General features: G+C 63.2%; 22 protein-coding genes. 20 read left to right on the forward strand and 2 right to left on the reverse strand.

Features of this window, described 5'->3' with window-relative positions:
* The first annotated feature begins 3 nt into the window (after positions 1 to 3).
* The 3 genes from rpoS to rlmD are packed head-to-tail and all read left to right on the forward strand — an operon-like array spanning position 4 to position 3,402.
* Positions 4 to 1,098, forward strand: a complete 1,095-nt coding sequence (gene rpoS / locus AB6804_RS15245) for an RNA polymerase sigma factor RpoS (RefSeq protein WP_035968277.1) — start codon at positions 4 to 6, stop codon at positions 1,096 to 1,098.
* 52 nt (positions 1,099 to 1,150) lie between these two features.
* Entirely contained in the window at positions 1,151 to 1,927 is a 777-nt protein-coding gene (locus AB6804_RS15250; RefSeq protein ID WP_370887127.1) for a 3'-5' exonuclease, read from the forward strand.
* 59 nt (positions 1,928 to 1,986) lie between these two features.
* The gene (gene rlmD / locus AB6804_RS15255) at positions 1,987 to 3,402 is read left to right on the forward strand and encodes a 23S rRNA (uracil(1939)-C(5))-methyltransferase RlmD (RefSeq protein ID WP_370887128.1); all 1,416 of its coding nucleotides are present in this window, start codon (positions 1,987 to 1,989) and stop codon (positions 3,400 to 3,402) included.
* A gap of 74 nt (positions 3,403 to 3,476) precedes the next feature.
* Here rlmD and AB6804_RS15260 read toward each other — a convergent pair whose 3' ends face one another.
* Entirely contained in the window at positions 3,477 to 4,175 is a 699-nt protein-coding gene (locus tag AB6804_RS15260) for a Bax inhibitor-1/YccA family protein (RefSeq protein WP_370887129.1), read from the reverse strand.
* 313 nt (positions 4,176 to 4,488) lie between these two features.
* On the opposite strand from AB6804_RS15260, the gene ndk reads away from it, so the two are divergent.
* The 17 genes from ndk to AB6804_RS15345 all read left to right on the forward strand — a co-directional run bounded on the left by ndk (position 4,489) and on the right by AB6804_RS15345 (position 24,053).
* The gene (gene ndk / locus AB6804_RS15265; RefSeq protein WP_035968284.1) at positions 4,489 to 4,914 is read left to right on the forward strand and encodes a nucleoside-diphosphate kinase; all 426 of its coding nucleotides are present in this window, start codon (positions 4,489 to 4,491) and stop codon (positions 4,912 to 4,914) included.
* Positions 4,915 to 5,092: 178 nt separating this feature from the next.
* Positions 5,093 to 6,235, forward strand: a complete 1,143-nt coding sequence (gene rlmN, locus AB6804_RS15270) for a 23S rRNA (adenine(2503)-C(2))-methyltransferase RlmN (protein ID WP_370887238.1) — start codon at positions 5,093 to 5,095, stop codon at positions 6,233 to 6,235.
* 228 nt (positions 6,236 to 6,463) lie between these two features.
* Entirely contained in the window at positions 6,464 to 7,582 is a 1,119-nt protein-coding gene (locus tag AB6804_RS15275) for a helix-turn-helix domain-containing protein (protein WP_370887130.1), read from the forward strand.
* A 143-nt stretch (positions 7,583 to 7,725) separates the two neighbouring features.
* A complete protein-coding gene (ispG, locus tag AB6804_RS15280; protein ID WP_370887131.1) occupies positions 7,726 to 9,042 on the forward strand; it encodes a flavodoxin-dependent (E)-4-hydroxy-3-methylbut-2-enyl-diphosphate synthase in 1,317 nt (438 codons plus the stop codon).
* A gap of 6 nt (positions 9,043 to 9,048) precedes the next feature.
* On the forward strand, positions 9,049 to 10,395 hold the full coding sequence (hisS, locus tag AB6804_RS15285; RefSeq protein ID WP_244794613.1) for a histidine--tRNA ligase: 1,347 nt from the start codon (positions 9,049 to 9,051) through the stop codon (positions 10,393 to 10,395).
* A gap of 111 nt (positions 10,396 to 10,506) precedes the next feature.
* A complete protein-coding gene (locus AB6804_RS15290; RefSeq protein WP_035968288.1) occupies positions 10,507 to 11,136 on the forward strand; it encodes a tetratricopeptide repeat protein in 630 nt (209 codons plus the stop codon).
* A gap of 145 nt (positions 11,137 to 11,281) precedes the next feature.
* Positions 11,282 to 12,424: an outer membrane protein assembly factor BamB gene (gene bamB, locus AB6804_RS15295; RefSeq protein ID WP_035968334.1), complete on the forward strand. Its 1,143-nt coding sequence runs from the start codon at positions 11,282 to 11,284 to the stop codon at positions 12,422 to 12,424.
* Positions 12,425 to 12,787: 363 nt separating this feature from the next.
* Positions 12,788 to 14,128, forward strand: coding sequence for a ribosome biogenesis GTPase Der (gene der / locus AB6804_RS15300; RefSeq protein WP_370887132.1), 1,341 nt, complete (start codon positions 12,788 to 12,790; stop codon positions 14,126 to 14,128).
* A 147-nt stretch (positions 14,129 to 14,275) separates the two neighbouring features.
* Positions 14,276 to 14,512, forward strand: coding sequence for an RNA chaperone Hfq (gene hfq / locus AB6804_RS15305; RefSeq protein ID WP_006999489.1), 237 nt, complete (start codon positions 14,276 to 14,278; stop codon positions 14,510 to 14,512).
* Between the two features lie 86 nt (positions 14,513 to 14,598).
* Complete coding sequence (hflX, locus tag AB6804_RS15310) at positions 14,599 to 15,876, forward strand: GTPase HflX (RefSeq protein ID WP_370887133.1); 1,278 nt, start codon at positions 14,599 to 14,601, stop codon at positions 15,874 to 15,876.
* A gap of 55 nt (positions 15,877 to 15,931) precedes the next feature.
* Positions 15,932 to 17,308 carry an FtsH protease activity modulator HflK gene (gene hflK / locus AB6804_RS15315; protein WP_370887134.1) on the forward strand — a complete coding sequence of 459 codons (1,377 nt, stop codon included), beginning with the start codon at positions 15,932 to 15,934 and terminating at the stop codon, positions 17,306 to 17,308.
* Positions 17,309 to 17,319: 11 nt separating this feature from the next.
* Positions 17,320 to 18,216, forward strand: coding sequence for a protease modulator HflC (gene hflC, locus AB6804_RS15320; protein ID WP_370887135.1), 897 nt, complete (start codon positions 17,320 to 17,322; stop codon positions 18,214 to 18,216).
* Positions 18,217 to 18,278: 62 nt separating this feature from the next.
* Positions 18,279 to 18,464 (forward strand): DUF2065 domain-containing protein, encoded by a 186-nt coding sequence (locus AB6804_RS15325; protein ID WP_244794619.1) that lies wholly within the window; start codon positions 18,279 to 18,281, stop codon positions 18,462 to 18,464.
* 116 nt (positions 18,465 to 18,580) lie between these two features.
* Positions 18,581 to 19,753, forward strand: coding sequence for an ATP phosphoribosyltransferase regulatory subunit (locus AB6804_RS15330; protein WP_370887136.1), 1,173 nt, complete (start codon positions 18,581 to 18,583; stop codon positions 19,751 to 19,753).
* Between the two features lie 129 nt (positions 19,754 to 19,882).
* Positions 19,883 to 21,229 carry an adenylosuccinate synthase gene (locus AB6804_RS15335; protein ID WP_035968299.1) on the forward strand — a complete coding sequence of 449 codons (1,347 nt, stop codon included), beginning with the start codon at positions 19,883 to 19,885 and terminating at the stop codon, positions 21,227 to 21,229.
* A gap of 103 nt (positions 21,230 to 21,332) precedes the next feature.
* On the forward strand, positions 21,333 to 21,893 hold the full coding sequence (locus tag AB6804_RS15340) for a phosphoribosyltransferase (RefSeq protein WP_370887137.1): 561 nt from the start codon (positions 21,333 to 21,335) through the stop codon (positions 21,891 to 21,893).
* A 267-nt stretch (positions 21,894 to 22,160) separates the two neighbouring features.
* Positions 22,161 to 24,053: a potassium transporter Kup gene (locus AB6804_RS15345; RefSeq protein WP_370887138.1), complete on the forward strand. Its 1,893-nt coding sequence runs from the start codon at positions 22,161 to 22,163 to the stop codon at positions 24,051 to 24,053.
* Between the two features lie 65 nt (positions 24,054 to 24,118).
* Here AB6804_RS15345 and AB6804_RS15350 read toward each other — a convergent pair whose 3' ends face one another.
* Entirely contained in the window at positions 24,119 to 26,464 is a 2,346-nt protein-coding gene (locus AB6804_RS15350; protein WP_370887139.1) for a Tex family protein, read from the reverse strand.
* Between the last annotated feature and the right edge of the window lie 17 nt (positions 26,465 to 26,481).

Below are 26,481 nucleotides of genomic sequence, written 5' to 3' on the forward strand. Positions count from 1 at the left end.
ATCATGCCGAAAACGAAGCGCCGCCTGCCGCAAGCCGAGACTGAGACGATCAGCCGACCTTTGCAAGTGTCGGTGGAGGAGGGTGCTTCGACTCACGATGACGACGCCGAGAATATCGACGTCGAAGTCGACTCCGAGGAAGAAGGCGGAAGCCGGGAAAAGAGCGAAGAAGGCGCCGAGCGCGCAAACGATTCCGCGCCCGATGCCGACGACTTCCGCTCGCTTCTCCAGGCCGAACTCACGGCCGACACCATCCAGCACTATCTGAACCGCATCAGCGTGAAGCCGCTGCTTACCGTCGAGGAAGAGCAGCGGTATTCGCGTCTCGCGAAGGCGGGCGAGTTCGAGGCGCGGCAGGTGATGATCGAGCGCAATCTGCGGCTGGTCGTCAGCATCGCAAAGGGTTATTTGAATCGCGGCGTGCCTTTGCTCGATTTGATCGAAGAGGGCAACCTCGGCCTCATGCATGCGATCGAGAAATTCGATCCAACGCGCGGCTTTCGTTTTTCGACCTATGCGACTTGGTGGATTCGCCAGAGCATCGAACGGGCGATCATGAATCAGGCGCGCACGGTGCGGCTGCCGGTGCATGTGATCCGCGAACTCAATCAGGTGCTGCGCGCGAAGCGTCATCTGGAAAAAAATTCCGCCAACTCGAACGATGCCGTCGCGCCCGAGCGCCGCGATGCGAGCATCGACGACATCGCGTATCTCACGGGCAAGACGCCGGAGGAAGTGACCGATATTCTCGCGCTCAACGAACACACCGCATCGCTCGACGCGCCGCTCGACCTCGATCCTGGCAGCAGTCTGCTCGACCTCTTGTCCGACGACCAGAGCCAGTCGCCCGACGCCGAGGTGCAGCATCGCGAGCTGGAATCGCTTACGCGGCTGTGGCTGTCGCGGCTGTCGGACAAGCACCGGCATGTGATCGAGAGACGTTTCGGACTCAATCATATCGAGCCCGCGACGCTCGAAGAACTGGCCGACGAGATGGGCCTCACGCGCGAGCGTGTGCGCCAGATTCAGCAAGAGGCGCTCGTGAGGCTCAAGCGCTTTTTCGCATCCAACGGCGTTCGCAAGGACGCCGTGCTTTAACGCTAATCGACGCCCGCGAGGGCGTCGCATCGCCGTACATCCGCAGGATTCAATGACACCGATTCTCGTATTCGACATCGAGACCATTCCCGATGTCGACGGCATTCGCCGTCTCGAAGACTTACCCGACGATCTCTCCGACCGCGAAGTCGCGGACCATGCGTTCGCCGCGCGCCGTGAACGCGTCGGCAATGATTTTCTGCCGCATCATCTGCAGCGCGTCGCCGCCATCTCCTGTGTTTTCCGGGACAACAGCGGCTTTCGCGTCCGCTCGCTCGGCGCGCCGGGCGACAACGAGGCCGCGCTCATTCAGTCGTTCTATCGCGTGATCGAGAAATACACGCCGCAACTCGTTTCCTGGAACGGCGGCGGCTTCGATCTGCCCGTGCTCCATTACCGTGCGCTGGTGCATGGCATCGCCGCGCCGCGATACTGGGATCTTGGCCAGGACGATCGCGAGTTCAAGTTCAACAACTACATCAGCCGCTATCACATGCGGCATATCGATCTGATGGACGTCCTCGCGATGTATCAGGCGCGCGCCAACGCGCCGCTCGATGCGCTCGCCAAACTTTGCGGTTTTCCGGGCAAGCTCGGCATGGACGGCGGCAAGGTCTGGGAAGCGTTTTGCGACGGCCAGCTCGAGGAAATCCGCAACTATTGCGAGACCGATGTCGTCAACACGTATCTGATGTACTGCCGTTTCCAGATGATGCGCGGCGGCTTCACGCCCGACGAGTACGCCGACGAAATCAACTTCGTCAAGAACGCACTCTCGCAGGAAGCATCGCCGCACTGGGCCGAGTATCTCGCCGCGTTCGGACGATGACTTCGTGACGTTCGTCTACAATCTCGCATTTGCCATCCCGTCAGTCAGGAAGTACGCAGGTGTCTGAAACCGCTCGAAAAAATCCGCATCGCCGCCGCGCCGCGCCGGCCAAGTCCGTCACGCCCGATCCCTCGTTCGTCGCGCCTGAAATCGAAATCGATGCGCTCGATATGGAAGCGCGCGGCGTCGGCCGCACGGTCAACGAGGACGGCGAGCCGGGCAAGGTGATCTTCGTGGAAGGCGCGTTGCCGGGCGAACGGGTGAGCTATTCGAGCTATCGCAAGAAGCCGAGTTTCGAGCAGGCGCAAGTCGTCAAGGTGCTGCGCGAAAGCGTGATCCGCGCGAAGCCGAAGTGCCAGTTTTTCGGCACCTGCGGCGGCTGCTCGATGCAGCATCTCGATGTACGCGCGCAAATCGCCGTGAAGCAGCGCGTGCTGGAAGACAATCTTCAGCATCTGGCGAAGCTGCGCGCCGAGACCATGTTTCGGCCGATTCACGGGCCGTCGTGGGGCTATCGGTACCGCGCGCGCCTGACGGTGCGGCATGTCGAGAAGAAGGGCGGCGTGCTCGTCGGTTTTCACGAGCGCAAGAGCAGCTACGTCGCCGACATGACGAGCTGCGAAGTGCTGCCGCCGCACGTTTCGGCGATGCTCGTGCCGTTGCGTCATCTGGTGGCGGGGCTGTCGATTCGCGATCGCATGCCGCAGATCGAACTGGCGGTCGGGACCGACTTGACCGCGCTCGTGCTGCGCATTCTCGAGCCGCTCACCGAAGCCGACGAGGCGCTGATCCGCGCGTTCGCCGATGAGCATGGCGTGCAGTTCTGGCTCCAGCCGAAGGGCCCGGACACGGTCTATCCGTTTTATCCGCTCGACCGCGAGCTGGCTTATACGCTGCCGGAATTCAATATCCGTATGCCGTTCAAGCCGACCGATTTCACGCAGGTCAATCACCAGATCAACCGCGTGCTCGTGGCGCGCGCGCTGAGCCTGCTCGCGCCCCAGCCGTCGGATCGCGTGCTGGACCTGTTTTGCGGGATCGGCAATTTCACGCTGCCGCTCGCGCGGCTGTCGCGTGAAGTCGTCGGCATCGAGGGAAGCGAAGCACTGACGGCGCGTGCACTCGACAACGCGAAGGCGAACGGCGTCGACGGCTATACGTCGTTCGCATGCCGAAATCTGTTCGAAGTCACGGCCGATGACTTGCGCGCGCTCGGCGCGTTCGACAAATACCTGATCGATCCGCCGCGCGAAGGCGCGCTCGCGGTATCGAAGGCGCTGGCGGACATTGCGCAGAGCGGCGACGGACCGCTGCCGAAGCGCATCGTCTATGTGTCGTGCAATCCGGCGACGCTCGCGCGCGATGCCGGTCTGCTCGCGCACGAAGCCGGGTATCGGATGAAGGGCGCGGGCGTCGTCAACATGTTCCCGCATACGTCGCATGTCGAATCCATCGCGCTATTCGAGCGCGACTGAGGCTTCGCGCCTTTCAGCAGACGTAAAAAAACCGGCCCGAAGGCCGGTTTTTCGTTTCTGTGCGCTCCGCCGACTTAATTGCGGTTGCCGCCGAAGATGCCGAGCAGCGCCAGCAGGTTCGTGAACACGTTGTACAGATCGAGGTAGATCGCGAGCGTTGCGCTGATGTAATTCGTTTCGCCGCCGTTCACCACGCGTTGCACGTCGAACAACATGTACGCCGAGAAGATCACGATGGCGAGGACGGAGATCGTCATCATCAGCGCCGGCAGTTGCAGGAAGATGTTCGCGAACGCAGCCAGCAGAATCACCAGCACGCCCATGAACAGCCACTTGCCGAGGCCCGAAAAGTCTCGCTTGCTGACCGTGGCGATGGTGGCCATCGCGGCGAAGATCACGCCGGTGCCGCCGAACGCCATCATGATGAGCTGCGGTCCATTCGAGAAGCCGAGAATGAAGCTCAGCAGGCGCGACAGCATCAGACCCATGAAGAACGTGAAGCCCAGCAGGACGACGACGCCCATGCCGCTGTCCTTCGTCTTCTCGATCGCGAACATGAAGCCGAACGCGATGGCCAGAAACGCGATGAAGCTCATTGCCGGGCTGGTGGCGGCGAACAGCGAGAAACCCGTCGCCACGCCGACCCAGGCGCCGAGGACCGTCGGCACCATTGAAAGCGCGAGCAGCCAGTAAGTATTGCGCAGGACCTTGTTGCGCACCTCCACGGAGGTAACGCTGCCGTTGCGGCCAAAGCTGTAGGGTGATTCGTTCATGGTTTCTCCTTGCTCCAATTGTCTTCGTTGGTCCCGCTTCAACATCCGTCACACGTAAATGATAGGGTCGCAGACTTAAGCCATTCTTAGCGATTTCGCGGCGCTGCGTTGCAATGCCACGTTTGGATCCAATATGGCTGCGGAGCGCCCCGAATTCAATGGTTCTCCCCTCAATTTCGCGCCGCGCACCGCGCAGTCCTTGCCTCTTTGATGCTTACGGCGCCGTAAGGTTTCAATCGAAATCATACCTTGCTTCGTGCTACAATTGTCGATTCGTTTTAATCCGTAAACAGTTCATTTTTTGGAGTTTTTCATGGCGATCGAGCGCACCCTGTCGATTATCAAGCCGGACGCAGTGGCAAAGAACGTTATCGGCCAGATCTACAGCCGTTTCGAGAACGCTGGTCTGAAGATCATCGCGTCGCGCATGGTTCATCTGTCCCGCGGGGACGCTGAGAAGTTCTACGCTGTGCACGCTGCACGCCCGTTCTTCAAGGACCTCGTGGAATTCATGATCTCCGGCCCGGTCGTGATCCAGGTGCTGGAAGGCGAGAACGCAATCGCCAAGCATCGTGACCTGATGGGCGCGACGGACCCGAAGAAGGCGGAGAAGGGCACGATCCGCGCTGACTTCGCTGACAGCATCGACGCAAACGCCGTGCACGGCTCGGATGCTCCGGAAACGGCGCGTCAGGAAGTGGCGTTCTTCTTCCCGGAAGTGAACGTCTACTCGCGTTAATCGAAACGCCGATCGGGAAACCGATTCAAGCGTTGGTCGCCGCGCCGGACCAGTGGCGCGGTCATCGCGCCGCAACGCAGAAATGGTTGTTAAAAAGCAGGAATTGGCGCGAACGGTCCCGGACCAGGTTTGATAGAACCGGTCCGGACTTCGCAATCTGTAAATGGCAGAACTCGACATGACGAGCAGCACCACCGTCAATCTTCTCGATCTCGACGCCGCCGGGCTGGTCGCGTATTGCGGCAGCCTTGGCGAAAAGCCGTTTCGCGCCAAGCAATTGCAGCGCTGGATCCACCAGTTTGGTGCCGACGACTTCGACGGCATGACGGATCTCGCGAAATCGCTGCGCGAAAAACTCAAGGGCCGCGCCAGTCTGGCGATGCCCGACATCATCAGCGACCACGTTTCCGCCGACGGCACACGCAAGTGGCTGATCGACGTCGGCAACGGCAACGCGGTCGAAACCGTGTTCATCCCGGAAGAAACGCGCGGGACGCTGTGCGTCTCGTCGCAGGCGGGGTGTGCGGTCAACTGCCGGTTCTGCTCCACTGGCAAGCAAGGTTTCTCTCGGAATCTGACGACGGCGGAAATCATCGGCCAGTTGCGCATGGCGGAGTTCGCGCTGCGCAAGTCGCTTGGCCGCGAGGTCGGCGGCCCGGGCAAGGGCGAGCGCGTCGTGACGAATGTCGTGATGATGGGCATGGGCGAACCTATGCTCAATTACGATGCCGTCGTGCCCGCCATGCGCCTGATGCTCGACGACAACGCCTACGGCCTGTCGCGCCGGCGCGTGACGCTGTCCACGTCCGGCGTCGTGCCGATGATGGACCGCCTCGCGGCGGACTTGCCGGTGGCGCTCGCGGTATCGCTGCACGCGCCGAACGATCCGCTGCGCGACATGCTGGTGCCGCTGAACAAGAAGTATCCGCTGCGCGAGTTGATGGCTGCGTGTCAGCGTTATTTAAAGGTCGCGCCGCGCGACTTCATCACGTTCGAATACTGCATGCTCGACGGCGTCAACGACACCGAGGCGCATGCGCGCGAACTACTTGCCGTCACGCGGGATGTGCCATGCAAGTTCAATCTGATTCCGTTCAATCCGTTCCCCGAGTCGGGCCTGACTCGGTCGAAGAACGAGCAGATCAAGCGCTTCGCGCAGATTTTGATCGACGCGGGCGTCGTCACGACCGTGCGCAAGACGCGCGGCGACGACATCGACGCGGCCTGCGGTCAGCTCGCGGGCGCGGTACAGGACCGCACGCGGCTTGCCGAGCGCACGAGCCGCGCGGGAAGCAAGGTGATCGAGGTGCGCGCGGTCTGACGGCGGCGCGGTCCCGGCAGAACGCCGGGTGCGCCCTTGCGGCACATTGGCGTGCCGCCGCAACACAAGAACACAGATAACAACGAAGCAAGCGCTCCACAGGGCGCGCAAAGCCGAACATTTTGTTATAAAGCGGTCTGCAACAGCGCCGGAGTTGTATTGTTCAGTGCTTTTTGCACTTCACGGCGCAGCAGCGCTCTATAAAAGATTCGATGCGAGGAATTTGGGATGAGTGAGCCGCAACACCCGACGCCTTTCGGCAGTCATACCGGCGATGTGCCTGCCACTCAGCATGATGGCCGGACGCGCGTCGACGGGGCGGCATCGGGCGAGCGCCAGGCGGAGCCGCTGGACTCGCTGGCAGCCGTGGGGGCGCGTCTCGCGCAGCTTCGGCATGCGAAAGCATGGTCGATCGACGATGTATCGGCGCGCCTGAAGGTGTCGCCGCAGAAGCTGGCCGCGCTCGAAGAGGGCGACATCAGCCAGTTGCCGGACCGCACTTTTGCGGCGGGTATCGTGCGCAGCTACGCGAAGGTGCTGGGCGCTGACCCGACGCCGTTCACGCAGGCGTTTCGCCGCGAGGGCGTGCCGGTTGAACACAATTTGAAGGTGCCGGCGTCGTCTGGCGCGGGCTTGCCGCGCGGGCGCGTCTCAATGCCGCTCGGCAATTCATCCGGGCGCAAGCGTTCGTGGTTGTGGGGCGTGGCGGCGATCGTCGCCGTGCTCGCCGCGCTCGTGATGTGGCATACGGGTGGCGATTCGTCGGCGTGGCTTGCGCGGCTGAAGTCGAGCGCGGGTTCGGCGGCGACGTCGATCGACAAGCCTGCCTCTTCGCAGGCCGCAACGCCCGATGAAGCCGCAGCGGCGAACACCGGCGAGGCATCGCTGCCCGAAGTGGCGGCGGCGCCCGGCGAACAGCCGATGCCGCGTCCGCTCGGCACGAACGCGCTGCCGGCGTCGTCGTCGACGATCGCAGCCGTGCAAAGCGCGAGCGCGCCGGCGGCTGCATCGACGGTCAAGGCCGCTCCGGCGGCTGCGGTCCCGGCATCGGCTACCGCTACGGCTGCTTCGGCTCCGGCTGTCGGAAGCGCAGGCACGGGCGCGAATGCAATTGAACTGAAGGTGAAGGAAGATAGCTGGTTCAACGTACGCGGCAAGGACGGCAAGGAACTGTTTTCCGGCCTCGTCCGTGCGGGCAGCGTGCAGCGCGTGCAAGGCGAAGCGCCTTTCAAGGTGACCGTCGGGAACGCGAAGGGCGTCGAGTCGCTGTCGATCGACGATCAGCCCGTCGACGCCAAGAAGTATTCCGGCGCACGCGGAAACGTCGCGCGCCTGTCCTTGCCGTAAGAGGCAGACGGAGCCGCCAGCGTCGGTGATTCAGCGCGCGGACATGACGAGGGCGTCCCGGTTCGGCCGTGACGCTCGTTCGAGGTTTCAAACAAGCGACGGTCGCTGCATGCGCAGCGCGCCGGTTGCCAAAGGGTTTTTCGATGCAATCCGAAGCTCAATCCCTGATTAGCAGCAAGATTTGTTCGACCGATCCGGTCTTCGGCGGTCCGTTGTCTCGCCGTTCGTCGCATGCCGTGGACGTGCGCTGGGGCGGCCAGCTCGTGACGATCGGCGGCGATGCGCCAGTGCGCGTTCAGTCGATGACGAACACCGACACGGCCGACGCCATCGGCACCGCGATCCAGATCAAGGAACTCGCGCAGGCCGGCTCCGAACTCGTGCGCATCACGGTGAATACGCCGGAAGCGGCGGCCGCCGTGCCGCACATCCGCGAACAGCTGGACCGCATGGGCGTGTCGGTGCCGCTCGTCGGCGACTTCCACTACAACGGCCATCTGTTGCTGCGCGACCATCCGGCGTGCGCCGAGACGCTGTCGAAGTACCGCATCAATCCGGGTAACGTCGGGCAGGGCGCGAAGCGCGACACGCAGTTCGCGCAGATGATCGAAGCCGCCATCAAGTACGACAAGCCGGTGCGGATCGGTGTGAACTGGGGCAGCCTCGACCAGGATCTGCTCGCGCGCATGATGGACGAAAACGCCGCGCGTTCGAAGCCGTGGGAATTGCAAAGCGTGATGTATGAAGCGCTGATCCAGTCGGCGGTCGGCTCGGCGGAACGCGCCGTCGAACTGGGCCTTGGCCGCGACAAGATCATCCTGTCGTGCAAGGTGAGCGGCGTGCAGGACCTGATCGCGGTGTATCGCGAACTGGCGAAGCGTTGCAGTTTCGCGCTGCACCTCGGGCTCACCGAGGCGGGCATGGGCTCCAAGGGCATCGTCGCTTCGACGGCGGCGCTTTCGGTGCTGCTGCAGGAAGGCATCGGCGACACGATCCGCATCTCGCTGACGCCCGAGCCGGGCGGCGCGCGTACGGGCGAAGTCGTCGTCGGACAGGAAATCCTGCAGACCATGGGTCTGCGCTCCTTTACGCCGATGGTCATCGCATGTCCCGGCTGCGGCCGCACGACCAGCACGCTGTTCCAGGAACTGGCGTCGCAGATCCAGACGTATCTGCGCAATTCGATGCCGGTCTGGCGCGACCAGTACCCGGGCGTCGAAAAGATGCACGTGGCCGTCATGGGCTGCATCGTCAACGGGCCGGGTGAGTCGAAGCACGCGAATATCGGCATCAGCTTGCCGGGTTCGGGCGAGAATCCGGCCGCGCCGGTGTTCATCGACGGCGCAAAGGTCAAGACGCTGCGCGGCGAGCGCATCGCCGAGGAATTCCAGCAAATCGTCAGCGACTACGTCGAACGCACTTACGGCCAGCGCGTCGAGACGTCCGTGGCATCACTCTAAAGACAGATGACTGAACAGAAGAAACGGCTCTCGAAGCTGAGCGGCGTGAAGGGCATGAACGACATCCTCCCGCAGGATGCCGCGTTGTGGGACTTCTTCGAAAGCACCGTCAAGTCGCTGCTGCGCGCATACGGCTATCAGAACATTCGCACGCCGATCGTCGAGCATACGCAGCTTTTCACGCGCGGCATCGGCGAAGTGACCGACATCGTCGAGAAGGAGATGTACAGCTTCACCGACGCGCTCAACGGCGAGCACCTCACGATGCGTCCGGAGAACACGGCGGCCGTCGTGCGCGCGACCATCGAGCACAATCTTCTGTACGACGGCCCGAAGCGCCTGTGGTATATCGGGCCGATGTTCCGGCACGAGCGTCCGCAGCGCGGGCGGTATCGGCAGTTCCATCAGGTCGGCGTGGAAGCGCTCGGCTTCGCGGGTCCGGATACGGACGCCGAAATCATCATGATGTGCCAGCGCCTGTGGGACGACCTGGGCCTCACCGGCATCCGGCTCGAACTGAATTCGCTCGGCCAGGCGGAAGAGCGCGCGGCGCATCGCAAGGAACTGATCGCGTATCTTGAACAGCACGCCGATTCCCTCGACGAAGAAGCGAAGCGCCGTCTTTATACGAATCCACTGCGCGTACTCGACACGAAGAACCCGGCGATGCAGGAAATCGCGCAAAACGCGCCGAAGCTCGTCGACTTTCTGGGCGAGGAATCGCGCAAGCACTTCGACGGCGTGCAGCGTCTGCTGAAGGCGAACAACATTCCGTTCACCGTCAATCCGCGTCTCGTGCGCGGCCTCGATTACTACAATCTCACCGTGTTCGAATGGGTGACCGACAAGCTCGGCGCGCAAGGCACGGTGGCAGGCGGCGGCCGCTACGATCCGCTCATCGAGCAACTGGGCGGCAAGCCGACAGCGGCGTGCGGCTGGGCGATGGGCGTCGAGCGTATCCTCGAGCTGCTCAAGGAAGAGAATCTGGTGCCGGAAGCGGAAGGCACGGACGTGTACGTCGTGCATCAGGGCGAGAAGGCGGCGGAGCAGGCGTTCATCGTCGCTGAACGGCTGCGCGACACCGGCCTCGACGTCATTCTGCACTGCAGCCCGGACGGCGCGCCGGCGAGCTTCAAGTCGCAGATGAAGAAGGCGGATGCGAGCGGCGCGGCGTTCGCCGTGGTGCTCGGCGAGGACGAACTCGCACAAGGAACGATCGGCGTGAAGCCGCTGCGCCGCACCGGCGACGAAACTGCCGATGCGCAGAAGAACGAGCAAGTCAACGTTCCGGCGGAAGACTTGACCGAATACCTAATCAATGCGATGGTTGCATCCGCCGACGAGGACGCCTGACGAACGGGCTTCGGTCGGATCAAGAGCCGCGCGCATCGTGGAGATCGGTCCGATCCCGCCATCGTGCCAGGCCACGATGGGCAATGAGACGCAGGAAGGAATAGCTGGACGATGAGTTACCACGACGAACAAGAATCACTGGAAAGTGTCAAGGCCTGGTGGGCCAAATGGGGTAACGCCACGACGTGGATCGTGCTCGTGGCGCTCGTCGTTGCGGCCGGTTTCAACGGCTGGAATTACTGGCAGCGCCGACAGGCGGCGGAAGCTTCGGTGCTCTACGACCGGCTTCAGCAGGCCGTGAACGGCAACGATCAGAAGCTCGTCGCGCGTGTCGCGTCGGACATGGAAGACAAGTTCGGCGGCACGGCGTACGCGCAGATGTCGGCGCTCTCGGCGGCCAAGTCGCTGTACGCAGCGGGCGATGCCGCCGGTGCGAAGGCGCAACTGCAGTGGGCCATCGACCACGCGAAGGACGACGAGTACAAGCAGATCGCGAAGCTGCGCATGGCGCTGATCCTGCTCGACGAAAAGAGCTACGACGCCGGCCTGAAGCTGCTCGCCGACGCTCCGCTCGATGCGTTCAAGGGCGTCGTTGCTGATCGCCGCGGCGATCTGCTCGCAGCGCAAGGCAAGCGCGAAGACGCGCGCGCCGCCTACAAGACGGCGCTCGACAGCCTGCCGAAGAATGACGCGGCCACCCGGCAACTGATCGAGTTCAAGCTCGATTCGCTTGGCGGCTGATCGCTCTTGAGCGACGGCTTCGACCGTCGCCTCGTTCAGGCGCCAACGCTATTTCGCCAATCAAGCCGCCGCGCCGCGCGTCGCCATCGAGCGAAGCGCGGCTGCGCCGGTCAACCGAATTCACCCATTCATGTTGCGTCCACCGATGATTCAATTGAAACGCTACGCCGTGCCCTTCGCCTGCGCGATGACCGTCCTGCTGGCCGCCTGTGCGTCCACCAAGGACGAACGCCGCGTGCCGACACCGCTGGTCGACATCAAGCCGGTGCTGAATGTCAATCAGGCGTGGAAGGCGAGCGTCGGCAAGGCCGGCCGTTACCTGTTCGCGCCGGTCGCCGTGGGCGATGCCGTCTTCGCCGCGGGCGAGAACGGCACCGTCGCGAAGATCGATGCGACGACCGGCCAGGAAGTCTGGCGCACCAAGCTCAAGGACGATCTGTCGGCGGGCGTCGGCAGCGACGGCAACCTGACGGCGGTCGGCGGCCTGAAGGGCTCGGTGTACGCGCTCGGACCGGACGGCAAGCAATTGTGGACGGCCACGGCGCCGGGCGAAATCGTTTCGCCGCCGCTGGTCGGCAATGATCTCGTAGTCGTGCGCACCATCGACGGCAAGGTTATCGCGTTCAGCGCGCAGACCGGCGAGCAGAAGTGGATCTTCCAGTTGCGCGCCGTGCCGCTAAATCTGCGTGTGGCCGCCGCGATGACTTTCGCCGGCAATCAGGCGGTGCTCGCGGGCTTCCCGGGCGGCAACTTCGCCGCGATCAACCTGCAAACGGGCGACGCGTACTGGCAAGCGCCGGTGTCGTATCCGAAGGGCGTGACGGAAGTCGAGCGCATCAACGACGTGACCGGCGCGCCGGGTCTCGTCGGCGCGCAGACCTGCGCGGTGACGTTCCAGGGCAAGATCGGCTGTTTCGACGCGAATTCGGGCCGTCCGGTCTGGGAGAAGAACTTCTCGAGCGATAGCGGTCTCGCGCAAGACGAGCAGATCGTCGCCGCCGGAGACGACTGGTCGGTGGTCAACGCCTTCCGCGCGTCGGACGGCACGCCCGTCTGGAAGAACGACAAGCTGAAGAGCCGCCGGGTCAGCGTGCCGTTCATCCTGGGCCGCGCGGTCGTCGTGGGCGACTACAAGGGCTTCGTGCATTTCCTGAGCGTGGACAACGGCGAGATCGTCGGCCGCGCGCCGACCGATGGCAGCGAAATTACCGCGCCGCCGGTGCTGGCAGGCAATACGCTCGTCGTGCAGACGCACGATGGCGGGCTGTACGGCTTCCGTCCGCAGTAATCGTCATGCAGCGCTTCGTCCTTCACGGGACGAAGCGCTGTTGGAAAGACCGGCGCTCGCAGCGCCGAAGCCCTGAACAGGGTTGCAGAAAGAGAGCGCGACATCCGTTCGCGCTCGACAAGAACGGCCCGCCAGGCCGGGCACGAAAGAAGAAAGCGCGCCGCCGATGCCGCGCGACAAAAGCCCGCGCAAGGCAACCATCGGTGCACGGCGCGACGGCCCGACAGCGGCATAAGCTGCAAAGCGGCGAGCCGAATCCATGCTAATTTTCGACAAGCGCAGCCATTCTCGCGGCGCAAGCGGCGAAGACGCCGTACCGCGCGTTTCGCCCATCGCCTTGCGTTCAACTGTGAACAAACTCTGATGAAACCCGTGATTGCCCTCGTCGGGCGCCCCAATGTGGGGAAATCCACTCTCTTTAACCGGCTGACGCGTTCGCGCGATGCGCTCGTCGCCGATCTGCCCGGTCTCACGCGCGACCGCCACTACGGCGAAGGGCGCGTGGGCGGCGAGCGTCCGTATCTCGTCGTCGATACCGGCGGCTTCGAGCCGGTCGCGAAGGACGGCATCCTGCACGAGATGGCGCGTCAGACGCGGCAGGCCGTCGAGGAAGCCGACATCGTCGTGTTCATCGTCGATGGGCGCAACGGGCTCGCGCCGCAGGACAAGTCCATCGCCGATTATCTGCGCAAGACCGGCCGGCCGCTCTTCCTGGTGGTCAACAAGGCGGAGGGGATGAAGTACACGGCGGTCGCGTCGGACTTCTACGAACTCGGCCTTGGCGATCCGCGCGCGATTTCGGCGGCGCACGGCGACGGCGTCACCGAGATGATCAACGACGCGCTCGACATCGCCTATGCCGATCAGCCGGAAGAGAGCGAGGAAGAGAAGGCGCAGCACGGCGTGAAGATCGCGATCGTCGGACGGCCGAACGTCGGCAAGTCGACGCTCGTCAATACGCTGATCGGCGAAGAGCGCGTGATCGCGTTCGACATGCCCGGCACCACGCGCGATTCGATCTATGTTGATTTCGAGCGTCAAGGCCGCAAATACACGTTGATCGACACGGCGGGTTTGCGCCGCCGCGGCAAGGTCTTCGAAGCGATCGAGAAGTTCTCGGTGGTCAAGACGCTGCAGTCGATCTCAGACGCGAATGTCGTGATTCTGCTGCTCGACGCGCAGCAGGACATCTCCGATCAGGACGCGCATATCGCGGGCTTCGTCGTCGAACAGGGGCGTGCGCTCGTCGTCGGCGTGAACAAATGGGACGGGCTGGACTCGCATGTGCGCGAGCGCACGAAGGCTGATCTCACGCGCAAGCTGAAGTTTTTGGACTTTGCTAAATTCCACTACGTCTCGGCGCTGGAAAAGACGGGCATCGGCGCATTGATGAAGTCGGTCGATGACGCCTATGCCGCCGCGATGGCGAAGCTGCCGACGCCGAAGCTCACGCGCGCGCTCATCGAGGCCGTGGAGTTTCAGCAGCCGCGCCGCCGCGGGCCGGTCCGGCCGAAGCTGCGCTATGCGCACCAGGGCGGACAGAACCCGCCGATCATCGTCGTGCACGGCAATGCGCTGGATGCGGTCACCGATACCTACAAGCGGTATCTGGAAGGGCGATTCCGAGAAACTTTTGGACTGGCCGGCACTCCATTGCGCATAGAGTTTCGCTCGAGCAAGAACCCCTACGCGGACAAAGAGTAAGCGCCCGCGGAGCCAAGCGTTTCGGCCTCATTGGCCAAATGGCCGGTCTGGTGCGGAAACGAAAATCGGCTATAGTGTAGCGATTGCCGGCGGATCTCTTTTTCTTCGTCACAATACTTCTAACCTGCAAAAAACACGGAGTTTGCTATGAGCAACAAAGGGCAATTGTTACAAGACCCGTTTTTGAACGCACTGCGTAAAGAGCACGTGCCGGTCTCGATCTATTTGGTCAACGGCATCAAGCTTCAAGGGAACATCGAATCGTTCGACCAGTACGTCGTGTTGCTCCGGAATACGGTCACCCAGATGGTCTACAAGCACGCCATTTCCACGGTCGTGCCGGCTCGCCCGGTGAATTTCCACCCGGACGCTGAATCGTCCTAACCTCGTTGCGGCCGGCGCGCCGTTGCCATTCCGAATTCGAACATTGAGCAACTCGCCGGTCGCTTCAAAAACTATCCAGACATAATTTGATTAACGCAGCGCTTGTGGGCATCGATTTCGGCAAGATCGATTTCGAAGCCAGTCTCGAAGAACTCAGCCTGCTCGCAGAAAGCGCGGGCGCCCATCCTGCCGTTACGCTCACCGGCCGTCGGTCTAGTCCGGACGCCAAAATGTTCATTGGCAGCGGAAAGGTCGAAGAACTGCGCCTTTCCTGCGAAGCGAACGACGTCGAACTCGTCATTTTCAATCACGCGCTCGCGCCCGCGCAGCAACGCAATCTCGAACTTGCGTTGAATCGCCGCGTCGTCGATCGCACGAGTCTCATCCTCGATATCTTTGCGCAGCGCGCCCGCAGCCATGAAGGCAAATTGCAGGTCGAGCTCGCGCAACTGCAATATCTTTCTACGAGGCTGATTCGCGCCTGGACCCACCTCGAACGCCAGAAGGGCGGTATCGGTCTGCGCGGTCCGGGTGAGACGCAGCTCGAAACCGACCGCCGGCTGATCGGCGAGCGCATCAAGGCGCTGAAGACGCGGCTTGCGAAGCTGCGCCGTCAGCACGGCACGCAGCGCCGGCAGCGTCAGCGCAATCAGACGATGTCGGTGTCGCTCGTCGGCTATACGAACGCGGGCAAGTCGACGCTGTTCAACGCGTTGACCAAGGCGCAGGCGTATGCCGCCAATCAGTTGTTCGCCACGCTCGATACCACGTCGCGCCGCGTGTTCCTCGGCGAGGAAGCGGGCCATGTCGTCGTGTCGGATACGGTCGGCTTTATTCGCGAACTGCCGCACCAGCTCGTCGCGGCGTTTCGCGCGACGCTCGAGGAAACCATTCACGCCGACTTGCTGCTGCACGTCGTCGACGCATCGAGTCCAGTGCGCCTCGATCAGATCGATCAGGTGAACGAGGTTTTGCGCAGCATCGGCGCGGACTCCATCCGCCAGATTCTCGTCTTCAACAAGATCGACGCCGTGCCCGAACTTGCGGCCCGCGGCGAGGCGGTTGAAAGGGATGAGTATGGTAATATTTCGCGCGTCTTTTTGAGCGCACGCACGGGTCAGGGACTCGACGCGCTGCGCGCCGCCATCGCCGAAATTGCTTCAGCGGAAGCAGGCGAACCCGAAGAAAGCGTGCCGAGCGTGTTCGCCGAAACCGGCGAGCCGGCGCAAATGTCGGAAGCCACGCAATTCCCGCAGTCCACGCAGTCCGGGCCGAACGAGACACACGACGAGAACGCGCAGCCGGAAGACCACCGGCCAGCCGGAGAACGTGACGGCCACAAGGTTCCTGAACACGGACACTAACTGCTCCGCATGACCGACGCGGCATCGAACCGGCTGTCTAATGGTGAATCACTGAGTGAACGTATACAACGAGCGGACTAACAGGCAGCGCATGCATGCGGCCTTTTCGATCAACGATCCGCGCTGGGGGCGGGGCGACGGCGACGGCGTCAAGAACGATTCGAAGCGCCCGCAGGACGGCAAGCGCGGCAACGGCAAGGAAGAAGGCCCGCCGGATCTCGACGAAATGTGGCGCGAATTCAATCGCCGCCTCGCCGGTATTTTCGGCCGCAAGCCGAACGGCGGCATGCCGCGCGACAACGGGCGGGGCACGCGCATTGGCGTGGGCATCGTCATTGGCGTGCTCATCGCGATCTATCTCGGCAGCGGCGTGTTCGTCGTGCAGGATGGACACGTCGGCGTGGTCTCGCAGTTCGGGCAATACCGCCAGACGGTGACGCAAGGCATCCACTGGCGTTTGCCGTATCCGTTCCAGTCGCACGATATCGTCGATACGTCGCAAGTGCGCTCCGTCGAAATCGGACGCGGCGCGGCGCTCTCGCAAGGCAACGTGCGCGATGCATCGCTGTTGACGAACGAAGCCGACATTCTCGACGTGCGCTTCTCCGTGCAGTATCAGATCAAGTCGCCGACCGACTTCCTGTTCCGTAATCCCGATCCCGACCTGAGCGTCACCGAGGCGGGGCAGGCCGCGATCCGGGAAATCGCCGGCGCTGCGGCGACGGACGATCTGCTTTACAAGGACCGCGAAGCGTTGCGCCCGCGTCTGACCGAATCTATCCAGCGCTCCCTCGACGCCTACCGCACCGGCCTGCAGGTGACGGGCGTGACCGTGCAGAGCGTGCAAGTGCCGACTCAGGTGCAGGCGGCGTTCGAAGAAGCCTCGCGCGTGCGGCAGGACAACGAGCGCGCCCGCGATACGGCCGAGGCCTACGCCAATCAATTGCTGCCCCGCGCAAAGGCCGATGCCGCGAAGATGATCGAAGAAGCCACCGCATACAGTAACCGCCAGGTGACGCAGGCTCAGGGCGACGCCGAGCGTTTCAAGGAGGTCTACGCGGAATATTCGAAGGCCCCAACGGTCATCCGTCAACGCATGTACCTGGACACGATGCAGCAGATCTACTCGCAAACCACCAAGGTATTCGTGGACAGCAAGGCAGGCAATAACGTGATTTATCTGCCGCTCGACAAGCTCATCGACGCGAACCGTCAGCAAGCCAGGGACGCGGCGGCGAGCACGGGCAGCGCCGCTTCGGCTCCCGTTGAACCACAGGTGCGTCCGCAAGCTACGGCGCCCGCGTCGGCGCCGGCGGCAGCAGCGCCCGCGAGCGGTGCAAGCCCTGCAAGCGGCGCGAGCGCCGCAAGTGGCGATCCGCTGCGCTCGCGCGATGCGTTCCGCTCGCGCAGCCGTCAAGACGACCTGCAGTAAGGAGCGCGAACATGAATCGAATTATTGCGCTCGTCGTCGCAGTCGTCATCGTGCTGTTCATCGGTTCGTCGATGGTCTTCACCGTCGATGAACGGCACGCCGCCATCGTCGCCGCTCATGGCGACAGCAACCCGCGCCTCGACGGTCCCGGCCTGCACTTCAAGCTGCCGCCGCCGTTCCAGACGCTTACGCTCCTCGACACGCGCACGCTCACCATCGACGAGAGCGGCGCCGATCGTTTCACGACGTCGGACAAGAATGAAGTGCTGGTGAACACGGTCGTGAAGTATCGCGTGGCCGATCCGCTCAAGCTCTTCGTCAGCAACGAGAAGAACACGCAAACCGCGCAAGAGCGTCTGATCGCGCTCGCCCGCACCGCGCTTGCCAGCGCGTTCGCGAATCGCTCGCTGACCGATGCGCTCGGGAATCAGCAGGCGCTCGAGAACGAGGCGCTGAAGGCGGTGGAAGGCGCGGCGGGAGCGTTCGGCGTGCAGCTCGTCGACCTGCAGATGACGCGTATCGACTTTCCGTCGGCGGTGGCCGATTCGGTCTACAAGCGCATGATCGCGGCGCGCCAGCAGGCAGCGGCGAACGAGCGCGCGAAAGGCACGGCGGAAGCGGACAAGATCAAGGCCGATGCGGAACGCGAGCAGCAGCAAATTCTCGCCGATGCCTACAGTCAAGCGCAGTCGATCCGCGGCGAAGGCGACAGCAAGGCCGCCGCCATCGCAGCCGACGCATACGGACGCGATCCGCAGTTCTATCAGTTCTATCAGAGCCTCGAGGCGTACAAGAAGACGTTCAAGCCCGGCGACGTGATCGTGGTCGATCCGAGCAGCGACTTCTTCCGCTTCATGAAAAGCCCGAACGGCGGTGCGGACGCATCCGCTGCCGCAGCGAAACGCTGACCGTACCCGCGCCGCGCGCCAGAGGCGAATAAGCACGCGCGCGGCGCCTTCTTCCCGAGAACATGGTCGAGACGATACTGCTCGCACTTGCGTTGATGCTGATCATCGAAGGCATGTTTCCCTTCGTCTTTCCCACGGCCTGGCGCGACACGTTCCGCCGTATCGCCGAACGGCCGCCGCATCACATCCGCATCGGCGGATTGATCGCGATGGCGCTCGGGCTGATCCTGTTGTGGATCGCCACGTAAGCCCATTCGCGGATCGCAGCGCCCGGCGGGGTTCCGCCATTTAGCCTATCTTTGTCTCTATCCGCCCATGCGCGCCGTGCTTGCGAGCGCCGCGTGCCCAAGCAGGAAACGTATCGATGTCCACCTGGTTGCTTCCCGAAAATATCGCCGACGTGTTGCCGTCGGAAGCCCGCAAGATCGAAGAGCTGCGCCGCCGCCTGCTCGACCGGTTTCGCTCGTACGGCTACGAGCTCGTCATGCCGCCAATGCTCGAATACCTCGAATCGTTGCTGACGAGCGGTGGAAGCGACCTCAATCTGCGCACCTTCAAGCTCGTCGATCAGTTGTCGGGGCGCACGCTGGGTTTGCGGGCGGACATTACGCCGCAGGTGTCGCGTATCGACGCCCACTTGCTGAACCGGCAGGGCGTCACGCGTCTTTGTTATGCGGGTGTCGTGCTGCATACGCGTCCGCGCGGCCTGCACGCGACGCGCGAGCAGATTCAGATCGGCGCGGAAATCTACGGTCACGCCGGGCTGGAAGCGGATCTCGAGATTCAGCAATTGATGCTCGATTCGCTGCACCTCGCGGGCTTGTCGAAAGTGCGCCTCGACCTGTGTCATGCGGGCGTGCTCGCGGCGCTGCTCGAACTCGAACCGGCGGCGGCATCGCTCGGAGAAGCGCTCTACGACGCGCTCGCCAGCAAGGACGTGCCGCGCATCAACGAACTGACGGCGCATCTTGGCCATGTGCCGCGCGAGGCGTTGCGCGCGCTGCCTTCGCTGTATGGCGATGCTTCGGTACTCGAAATGGCGCGTGCGCGTCTGCCGAATCTGCCGGTGATCGCGCGGGCGCTCGACGATCTCGCGTTCCTCGCCGCCCGCGCCGACGGCGCCGAACTGATGATCGACCTGGCCGACCTGCGCGGCTACGCGTACCACAGCGGTGTGATGTTCTCCGCTTACGTCGATGGCGTGCCGAACGCGGTTGCGCGCGGCGGCCGTTACGACGATGTCGGCTCGGCCTATGGCCGCGCGCGGCCCGCGACGGGCTTCTCGCTGGACCTGCGGGAAGTGGCGCGCATTTCTCCCGTCGATGCACGCGGCAGCGCGATCCTCGCGCCGTGGAAGCATGAAGAACCGTTGCGCGCGGCCGTCGCGACGCTGCGCGATGCGGGCGAAGTCGTGATTCAGGCGTTGCCGGGCCACGAACACGATCTCGACGAATTCGCGTTCGATCGCGTGCTGGTCGAGCGCGACGGGCAATGGGCGGTCGAGGAGCGCGTGAATCCGGCTCGTTCCGGCGTCTGACGGCCCAGGACTTTCGTCATCGCGTGCGCAAGCGCGTGAACCAGACCTAATCGCGGCATGCATCCCGAAAAACTCGGAAACAGCCGCGAACATAGGTAAAATGCGTTTTTAACCAGCTAACGAATCAACATGTCTGCCAGTGCAGTGAATGTGAACCCGGGGCGCAACGTCGTCGTGGTGGGCACCCAGTGGGGTGACGAGGGCAAAGGCAAAATCGTCGACTGGCTGACGGACCATGCCCAGGGCGTCGTGCGCTTCCAGGGCGGTCACAACGCCGGCCACACGCTCATCATCGGCGGCAAGAAAACCATCTTGCGCCTCATCCCGTCGGGCATCATGCGCGCGGGCACGGCCTGCTACATCGGCAATGGCGTCGTGTTGTCCCCCCAGGCGCTGTTCAAGGAAATCGACGAACTGGAGGCCGCGGGCATCGATGTCTGCAAGCGTCTGTTCATTTCCGAAGCCGCCACGCTCGTTCTGCCGTACCACGTCGCCATCGACCAGGCGCGCGAAGCCAAGCGCGGCGCCGGCAAGATCGGCACGACGGGGCGCGGTATCGGTCCGGCTTACGAAGACAAGGTTGCCCGTCGCGGCCTGCGCGTGCAGGATCTGTTCGATGCGCCGCTCTTCGCCGAACGTCTGCGTGAAGTGCTCGACTTCCACAACTTCGTGCTGACGAAATATCTCGGTGCAGCCGAAGTCGACTACCAGGAAACGCTCGACACGATGCTCGGCTACGCCGACCGTCTCGCGCCGATGGTCACGGACGTCTCCCGCCGCCTGTACGACGAAAACCACGCGGGCCGCAATCTGCTGTTCGAAGGCGCGCAAGGCACGCTGCTCGATATCGACCACGGCACGTATCCGTACGTCACGTCGAGCAACTGCGTCGCGGGCGCGGCGACAGCGGGCGCGGGCGTCGGTCCGCAAAAGCTCAACTACATGCTCGGCATCACGAAGGCGTATTGCACGCGCGTGGGCGCCGGCCCGTTCCCGAGCGAACTGTACGACGCGGATAATCCAAAGCGCCAGGACCCGGTCGGCGTGACGCTCGCCTCCGTCGGCAAGGAATTCGGCTCGGTCACCGGCCGTCCGCGCCGCACCGGCTGGCTGGATGCCGCCGCGCTGCGCCGCTCGATCCAGATCAACGGCATCACGGGCCTGTGCATGACCAAGCTCGACGTGCTCGACGGCCTGGAAGAAGTGAAGCTGTGCGTCGGCTATACGCTCGACGGCAAGGCGCTCGACATTCTCCCGCGCGGCGCATCGGAAGTAGCGCGCTGCGAGCCGGTCTACGAGACGTTCGGCGGCTGGAAGGAAAGCACCGTCGGCATCACGCAGTGGGACAGCCTGCCCGAGAACGCGCGTGCGTATCTCACGCGTGTGCAGGAAGTGGCGGGCGTGCCGATCGACATGGTGTCGACCGGTCCGGACCGCGACGAAACTATTCTGCTTCGTCATCCGTTCAAGGTCTGAGCGCGCCCAAGCCTCGGCCTGAACCGGACGCTGTAAAGAATGTGGCCGCTTCATGCGGCCACATTTCGTATATAACCGCACTATGCAATCGAAAGAGCCTCACATGATCGCGATGACCGACCCGCGTAACGACGAAAAGAACCTATGGGTCAACTGGGACGAATATCACCGGTTGATCGAACTTCTCGCGCTGAACGTGCACGACTCGGGATGGAAGTTCGACAAAATCCTGTGCCTCGCGCGCGGCGGCCTGCGCGTCGGCGACCAGCTTTCGCGCATCTACGACCTGCCGCTCGCCATTCTTGCGACGAGTTCGTATCGCGAGGCCGCGGGCACGCAGCAGGGCGACCTCGACATCGCGCAGTACATCACGATGACGCGCGGCGAACTGTCGGGCAACGTGCTGCTCGTCGACGATCTGGTCGATTCGGGCGTCACGCTGGCGCGCGTGCAGGACCATCTGAAAGAGCGTTATCCCGCGATCACCGCGGTGCGCTCGGCGGTGCTCTGGTACAAGGCGTGCTCGAAGGTCAAGCCCGACTATCACGTGCAGTTTCTCGAAACGAATCCGTGGATTCATCAGCCGTTCGAGGAGTGGGACACGGTGCGTCCTCACAACCTCGGCGCCTGGATCAAGCGAGGTACGCAGAACGGCCGCGTTTAAGCATCGCGCCGTCCGGTTTGTTTCGATGCGCTGCGCCGTTGCGCCGGGGTTTTCTCCCGCCGCAACGGCGTTTTGCTTTCCGGCCGCCTTTCAGCGCGACCGTGTTGCGAAGGCGTGCCGCGCCGCTTACGCATTCGGGGCACGATGCTAAACTCTTACTCGCGTCTGTCGTGGTGCGTGAGCAACACGCAGGCAGACGTCTTTGCGCGCGACGTTAGATAGAATGGCGTTCGGTTTTCTTCCGCCCTGGACGGATCTCTCGCTTTTATGACTAACATGACTCACGCGCAAGAGCGCAAACAGCCTTTGCATTCGCTTGCGCTCGCGGCAATCGGCGTCGTCTTTGGCGACATCGGCACGAGTCCACTGTACGCTTTGAAGGAAGCCTTTAGCCCAACCCACGGCATCGCGCTTTCAGAAGCCTCCATCCTCGGCGTCATCTCCCTGCTGTTCTGGGCCATCGTCATCGTCGTGGCCATCAAGTACGTGCTCTTCGTCATGCGCGCCGACAACAACGGTGAAGGCGGCGTGTTCGCAATGATGACCCTGGCGTTACGCAGCGTCAAAGACTCCGGCCGTCTTTCGGGTGTGCTGATGATGCTTGGCATCTTCGGCGCATGCATGTTCTATGGCGATGCGGTCATCACGCCGGCGATGTCCGTGATATCGGCGGTCGAAGGTCTCGAGATCGCCGCGCCGAAGCTCTCGCCTTACGTGATCCCCATCACGATGGTCATTCTCGTGATGCTGTTCTGGATCCAGCGTCACGGCACCGCCGTGGTAGGCAAGCTCTTCGGGCCGATCATGCTGGTCTGGTTCGGCACGCTCGCGGTGCTGGGCGTTTATCACATCGTGCTCGCGCCGGGTGTGCTGGTCGCATTGAATCCGTACTACGCCGTCTCGTTCATGGCCGATCACGTGTTGCAGGCGTATATCGTGCTCGGTTCGGTCGTGCTGGTGCTGACCGGCGCGGAAGCGCTCTATGCGGACATGGGCCACTTCGGCGTAAGGCCGATCCGCTACGGCTGGTACGGGCTCGTGATGCCGTCGCTGCTGCTGAATTACTTCGGGCAAGGCGCGCTGCTGATGCACTCGCCGAAGGCCATTGAAAGCCCGTTCTTTTTGCTCGCACCGGAATGGGCGCTGCTGCCGCTCGTGATTCTGTCGACGGTCGCGACGGTGATCGCATCGCAGGCCGTCATCTCCGGCGCGTATTCGCTGACGAGTCAGGCGATCCAGCTCGGTTACGTGCCGCGCATGAAGATCCTGCATACGTCCGAACTGGCGATCGGGCAGATCTATATTCCGCTCGTCAACTGGATGCTGCTGTTCATCATCCTGTGCATTGTGGTCGGGTTCAAGAGTTCGGAAAACTTGGCGGCCGCCTATGGCCTCGCCGTGACCGCGACGATGCTCGTCACCACCATCCTCGTGTCCGTCGTGATGACGAACCTCTGGGGATGGAACCGCTTTCTGGTCGGCGCGATGATCGCGATGATTCTCGTCATCGACATCGGCTTTTTCGGCGCGAGCTTGCTGAAGATCGAGCAGGGCGGCTGGCTGCCGCTGTGCATCGGCGGGGCGCTTTTCTTCCTGCTGATGACCTGGTACAAGGGCCGCATGATCGTGAAGGATCGCACGGCCGCCGACGGCATTCCGCTGATGCCGTTCCTGCAAGGCTTGCTTGCGCATCCGCCGCATCGCGTGTCGGGCACGGCCATTTATCTCACCGGCAGCGATTCGCTCGTGCCGGTCAGCCTGCTGCACAACCTGAAGCACAACAAGGTGCTGCACGAGCGGACCATCTTTCTGAACTTCATCACGCGCGATATCCCTTACGTGGACGACGCGCATCGGCTGGAAGTGAAGGACGTTACGGGTGGTCTCTTTCTCGTGAAGGCTGCGTATGGCTTCAACGAGACGCCCGATGTGAAGGCCGTCCTCGAACAGATCACGCGCGCGCACGCGATGACCTTCGAGCTGATGGACACGTCGTTCTTCATGGCGCGTGAGACCGTGGTGCCGACGGAGTTGCCCGGCATGTCAGTGTGGCGTGAACGTGTGTTCGCGTGGATGCATCAGAACGCCGCGAAGCCGACCGATTTCTTCAGCATTCCGGCAAATCGCGTCGTGGAACTGGGGACGAAGATCGAAATCTGAGCGCCGCGACGCCCAAATAAAAAACCCACGCCTCGGCGTGGGTTTTTGTTGGCAGCGCAAGTCGCTTATCGTTTCAGTTTCGCGAAAGCCGCGGCCATCGCACCGGCGGCTTCCGGCTCGCGGCGCTGGTTGCCCCGCGCATCGCGTCCGCCGCCCGAAGCGCGACGATCCTGACCGCCACGCGCCGATGCACCCGCGCCGCCGCCCACCGATGCGGCTGCGAAGTCGTCGTCGAGGCGCATCGTCAGCGAAATGCGCTGGCGCTTCACATCGGTTTCGAGCACTTTCACCTGCACGACCTGACCCGCCTTCACGACTTCGTGCGGGTCCTTGATGAACTTCGTCGACATCGCCGATACGTGCACGAGACCATCCTGGTGCACGCCGATATCGACGAACGCGCCGAATGCCGCGACGTTCGTCACGACGCCTTCGAGCACCATGCCCGGCGCGAGATCCGAAATCTTTTCGATGCCCTCGCGGAACGTCGCCGTCTTGAACTCGGGACGCGGATCGCGGCCCGGCTTTTCGAGTTCGGCGAGAATGTCGCGCACGGTCGGCAGGCCGAAGCGATCGTCGACGAATTCGGTTGGCGAAAGCCCCGCGAGCGCCTCACGCTTGCCGAGCACATCGCCGACATGCTTGTTGATCTTCGCGAGAATGCGCTGAACGACCGGATACGCTTCCGGGTGGACCGACGAACGGTCGAGCGGATTCTCGCCATTGTTGATGCGCAGGAAGCCCGCGGCCTGCTCGAAGGTCTTGTCGCCGAGACGCGGGACCTTTTTCAGGTGCTCGCGCGAGGGGAACGGCCCGTTGGCGTCGCGATAGTCGACGATATTGCGCGCGAGCGTCGCGTTCAGCCCCGACACGCGGGCGAGCAGGGCGACGGACGCCGTGTTTGCATCGACGCCGACGGCGTTCACGCAATCTTCGACGACCGCATCGAGCGAGCGCGCCAGTTCGCGCTGATTCACGTCGTGCTGATACTGGCCGACGCCGATTGCCTTCGGCTCGATCTTGACCAACTCGGCGAGCGGGTCCTGCAGACGCCGCGCGATCGACACCGCGCCGCGCAGCGACACATCCAGCTCCGGAAATTCCTTGGCCGCGAGTTCCGACGCCGAATACACCGATGCGCCCGCTTCCGACACGACGATCTTCTGCAGATTCAAATCCGGATGCTTCGCAATCAGTTCGCTCGCGAGCTTGTCGGTTTCGCGCGACGCCGTGCCGTTGCCGATCGACACGAGTTCCGCTTGCGTTTCGCGTGCGATCCGCGCGAGCCTGGCGATGGAGCCGTCCCAGTCGCGGCGCGGCTCGTGCGGGAAAATCGTATCGGTGGCCAGCAGCTTGCCGGTGCGATCGACGACCGCGACCTTCACGCCCGTGCGCAGGCCCGGATCGAGACCGATCACGGCCTTCGGACCCGCGGGCGCGGCGAGCAGCAAATCCTTCAGATTGCGCGCGAAGACGCGAATTGCTTCGTGCTCGGCTTCCTCACGCAACTTCGTCAGCAATTCGTTCTCGATATGCGGCTGCACCTTCACGCGCCAGCACCAGCGGCAGACATCGGAGAGCCACTTGTCGGCGGCGCGCCCGCGATTGGCGATGCCGACGTGCTGCGCGATCATCGCTTCGCACGGATGCGGCACTTGCGCGTCCAGTTCTTCGCCGAGACCGAGCTTCACGGACAGCACGCCGGCGTTGCGGCCGCGGAACAGCGCGAGCGCCCGGTGCGACGGCACAGTGCGAATCGTCTCGCTGTAGTCGTAGTAGTCGCGGAATTTCTCGCCTTCCTCGCCTTGCTTGCCGTCGACGACACTCGACATCACGCGGCCCTGATTGAACAGGTAGTCGCGCACCTTGCCGAGAATCTCGGCCGTTTCGCCGAACTGCTCCGACAGGATGTCGCGGGCGCCGTCGAGCGCGGCTTTGGTATCGGCGACGCCTTTCTCGGCATCGACGAACCTGGCGGCTTCGGTCTGCGGATCGAGCGTCGGGTCCGCGAGCAGCGCCTGCGCGAGCGGCTCGAGGCCGGCTTCGCGGGCGATCTGCGCGCGAGTGCGGCGCTTCGGCTTGTACGGCAGATACAGGTCTTCGAGCACCTGCTTGCTGTCGGCGGCTTCAATTGCGCCGCGCAGCTCGTCGCTCAGCTTGCCTTGCTCGTCGATGCTTTGGAGGATGGCAGCGCGGCGATCTTCCAGCTCGCGCAGATAGAGGAGGCGCTCCTCGAGCGTACGCAATTGCGTGTCGTCGAGATTGCCGGTCACTTCCTTCCGATACCGGGCGATGAACGGGACAGTCGAGCCTTCGTCGAGAAGCTGCACGGCGGCCGCGACCTGGCGCGGCTGCACGGTGAGTTCGGTGGCGATGCGCTGTACGATCTTGAGTGCTACGGTTTCCGTCATGGTTCTGCGCTGTCTGC

This window comes from Caballeronia sp. RCC_10 (assembly GCF_041360715.1).
Classification (GTDB): domain Bacteria; phylum Pseudomonadota; class Gammaproteobacteria; order Burkholderiales; family Burkholderiaceae; genus Caballeronia; species Caballeronia grimmiae.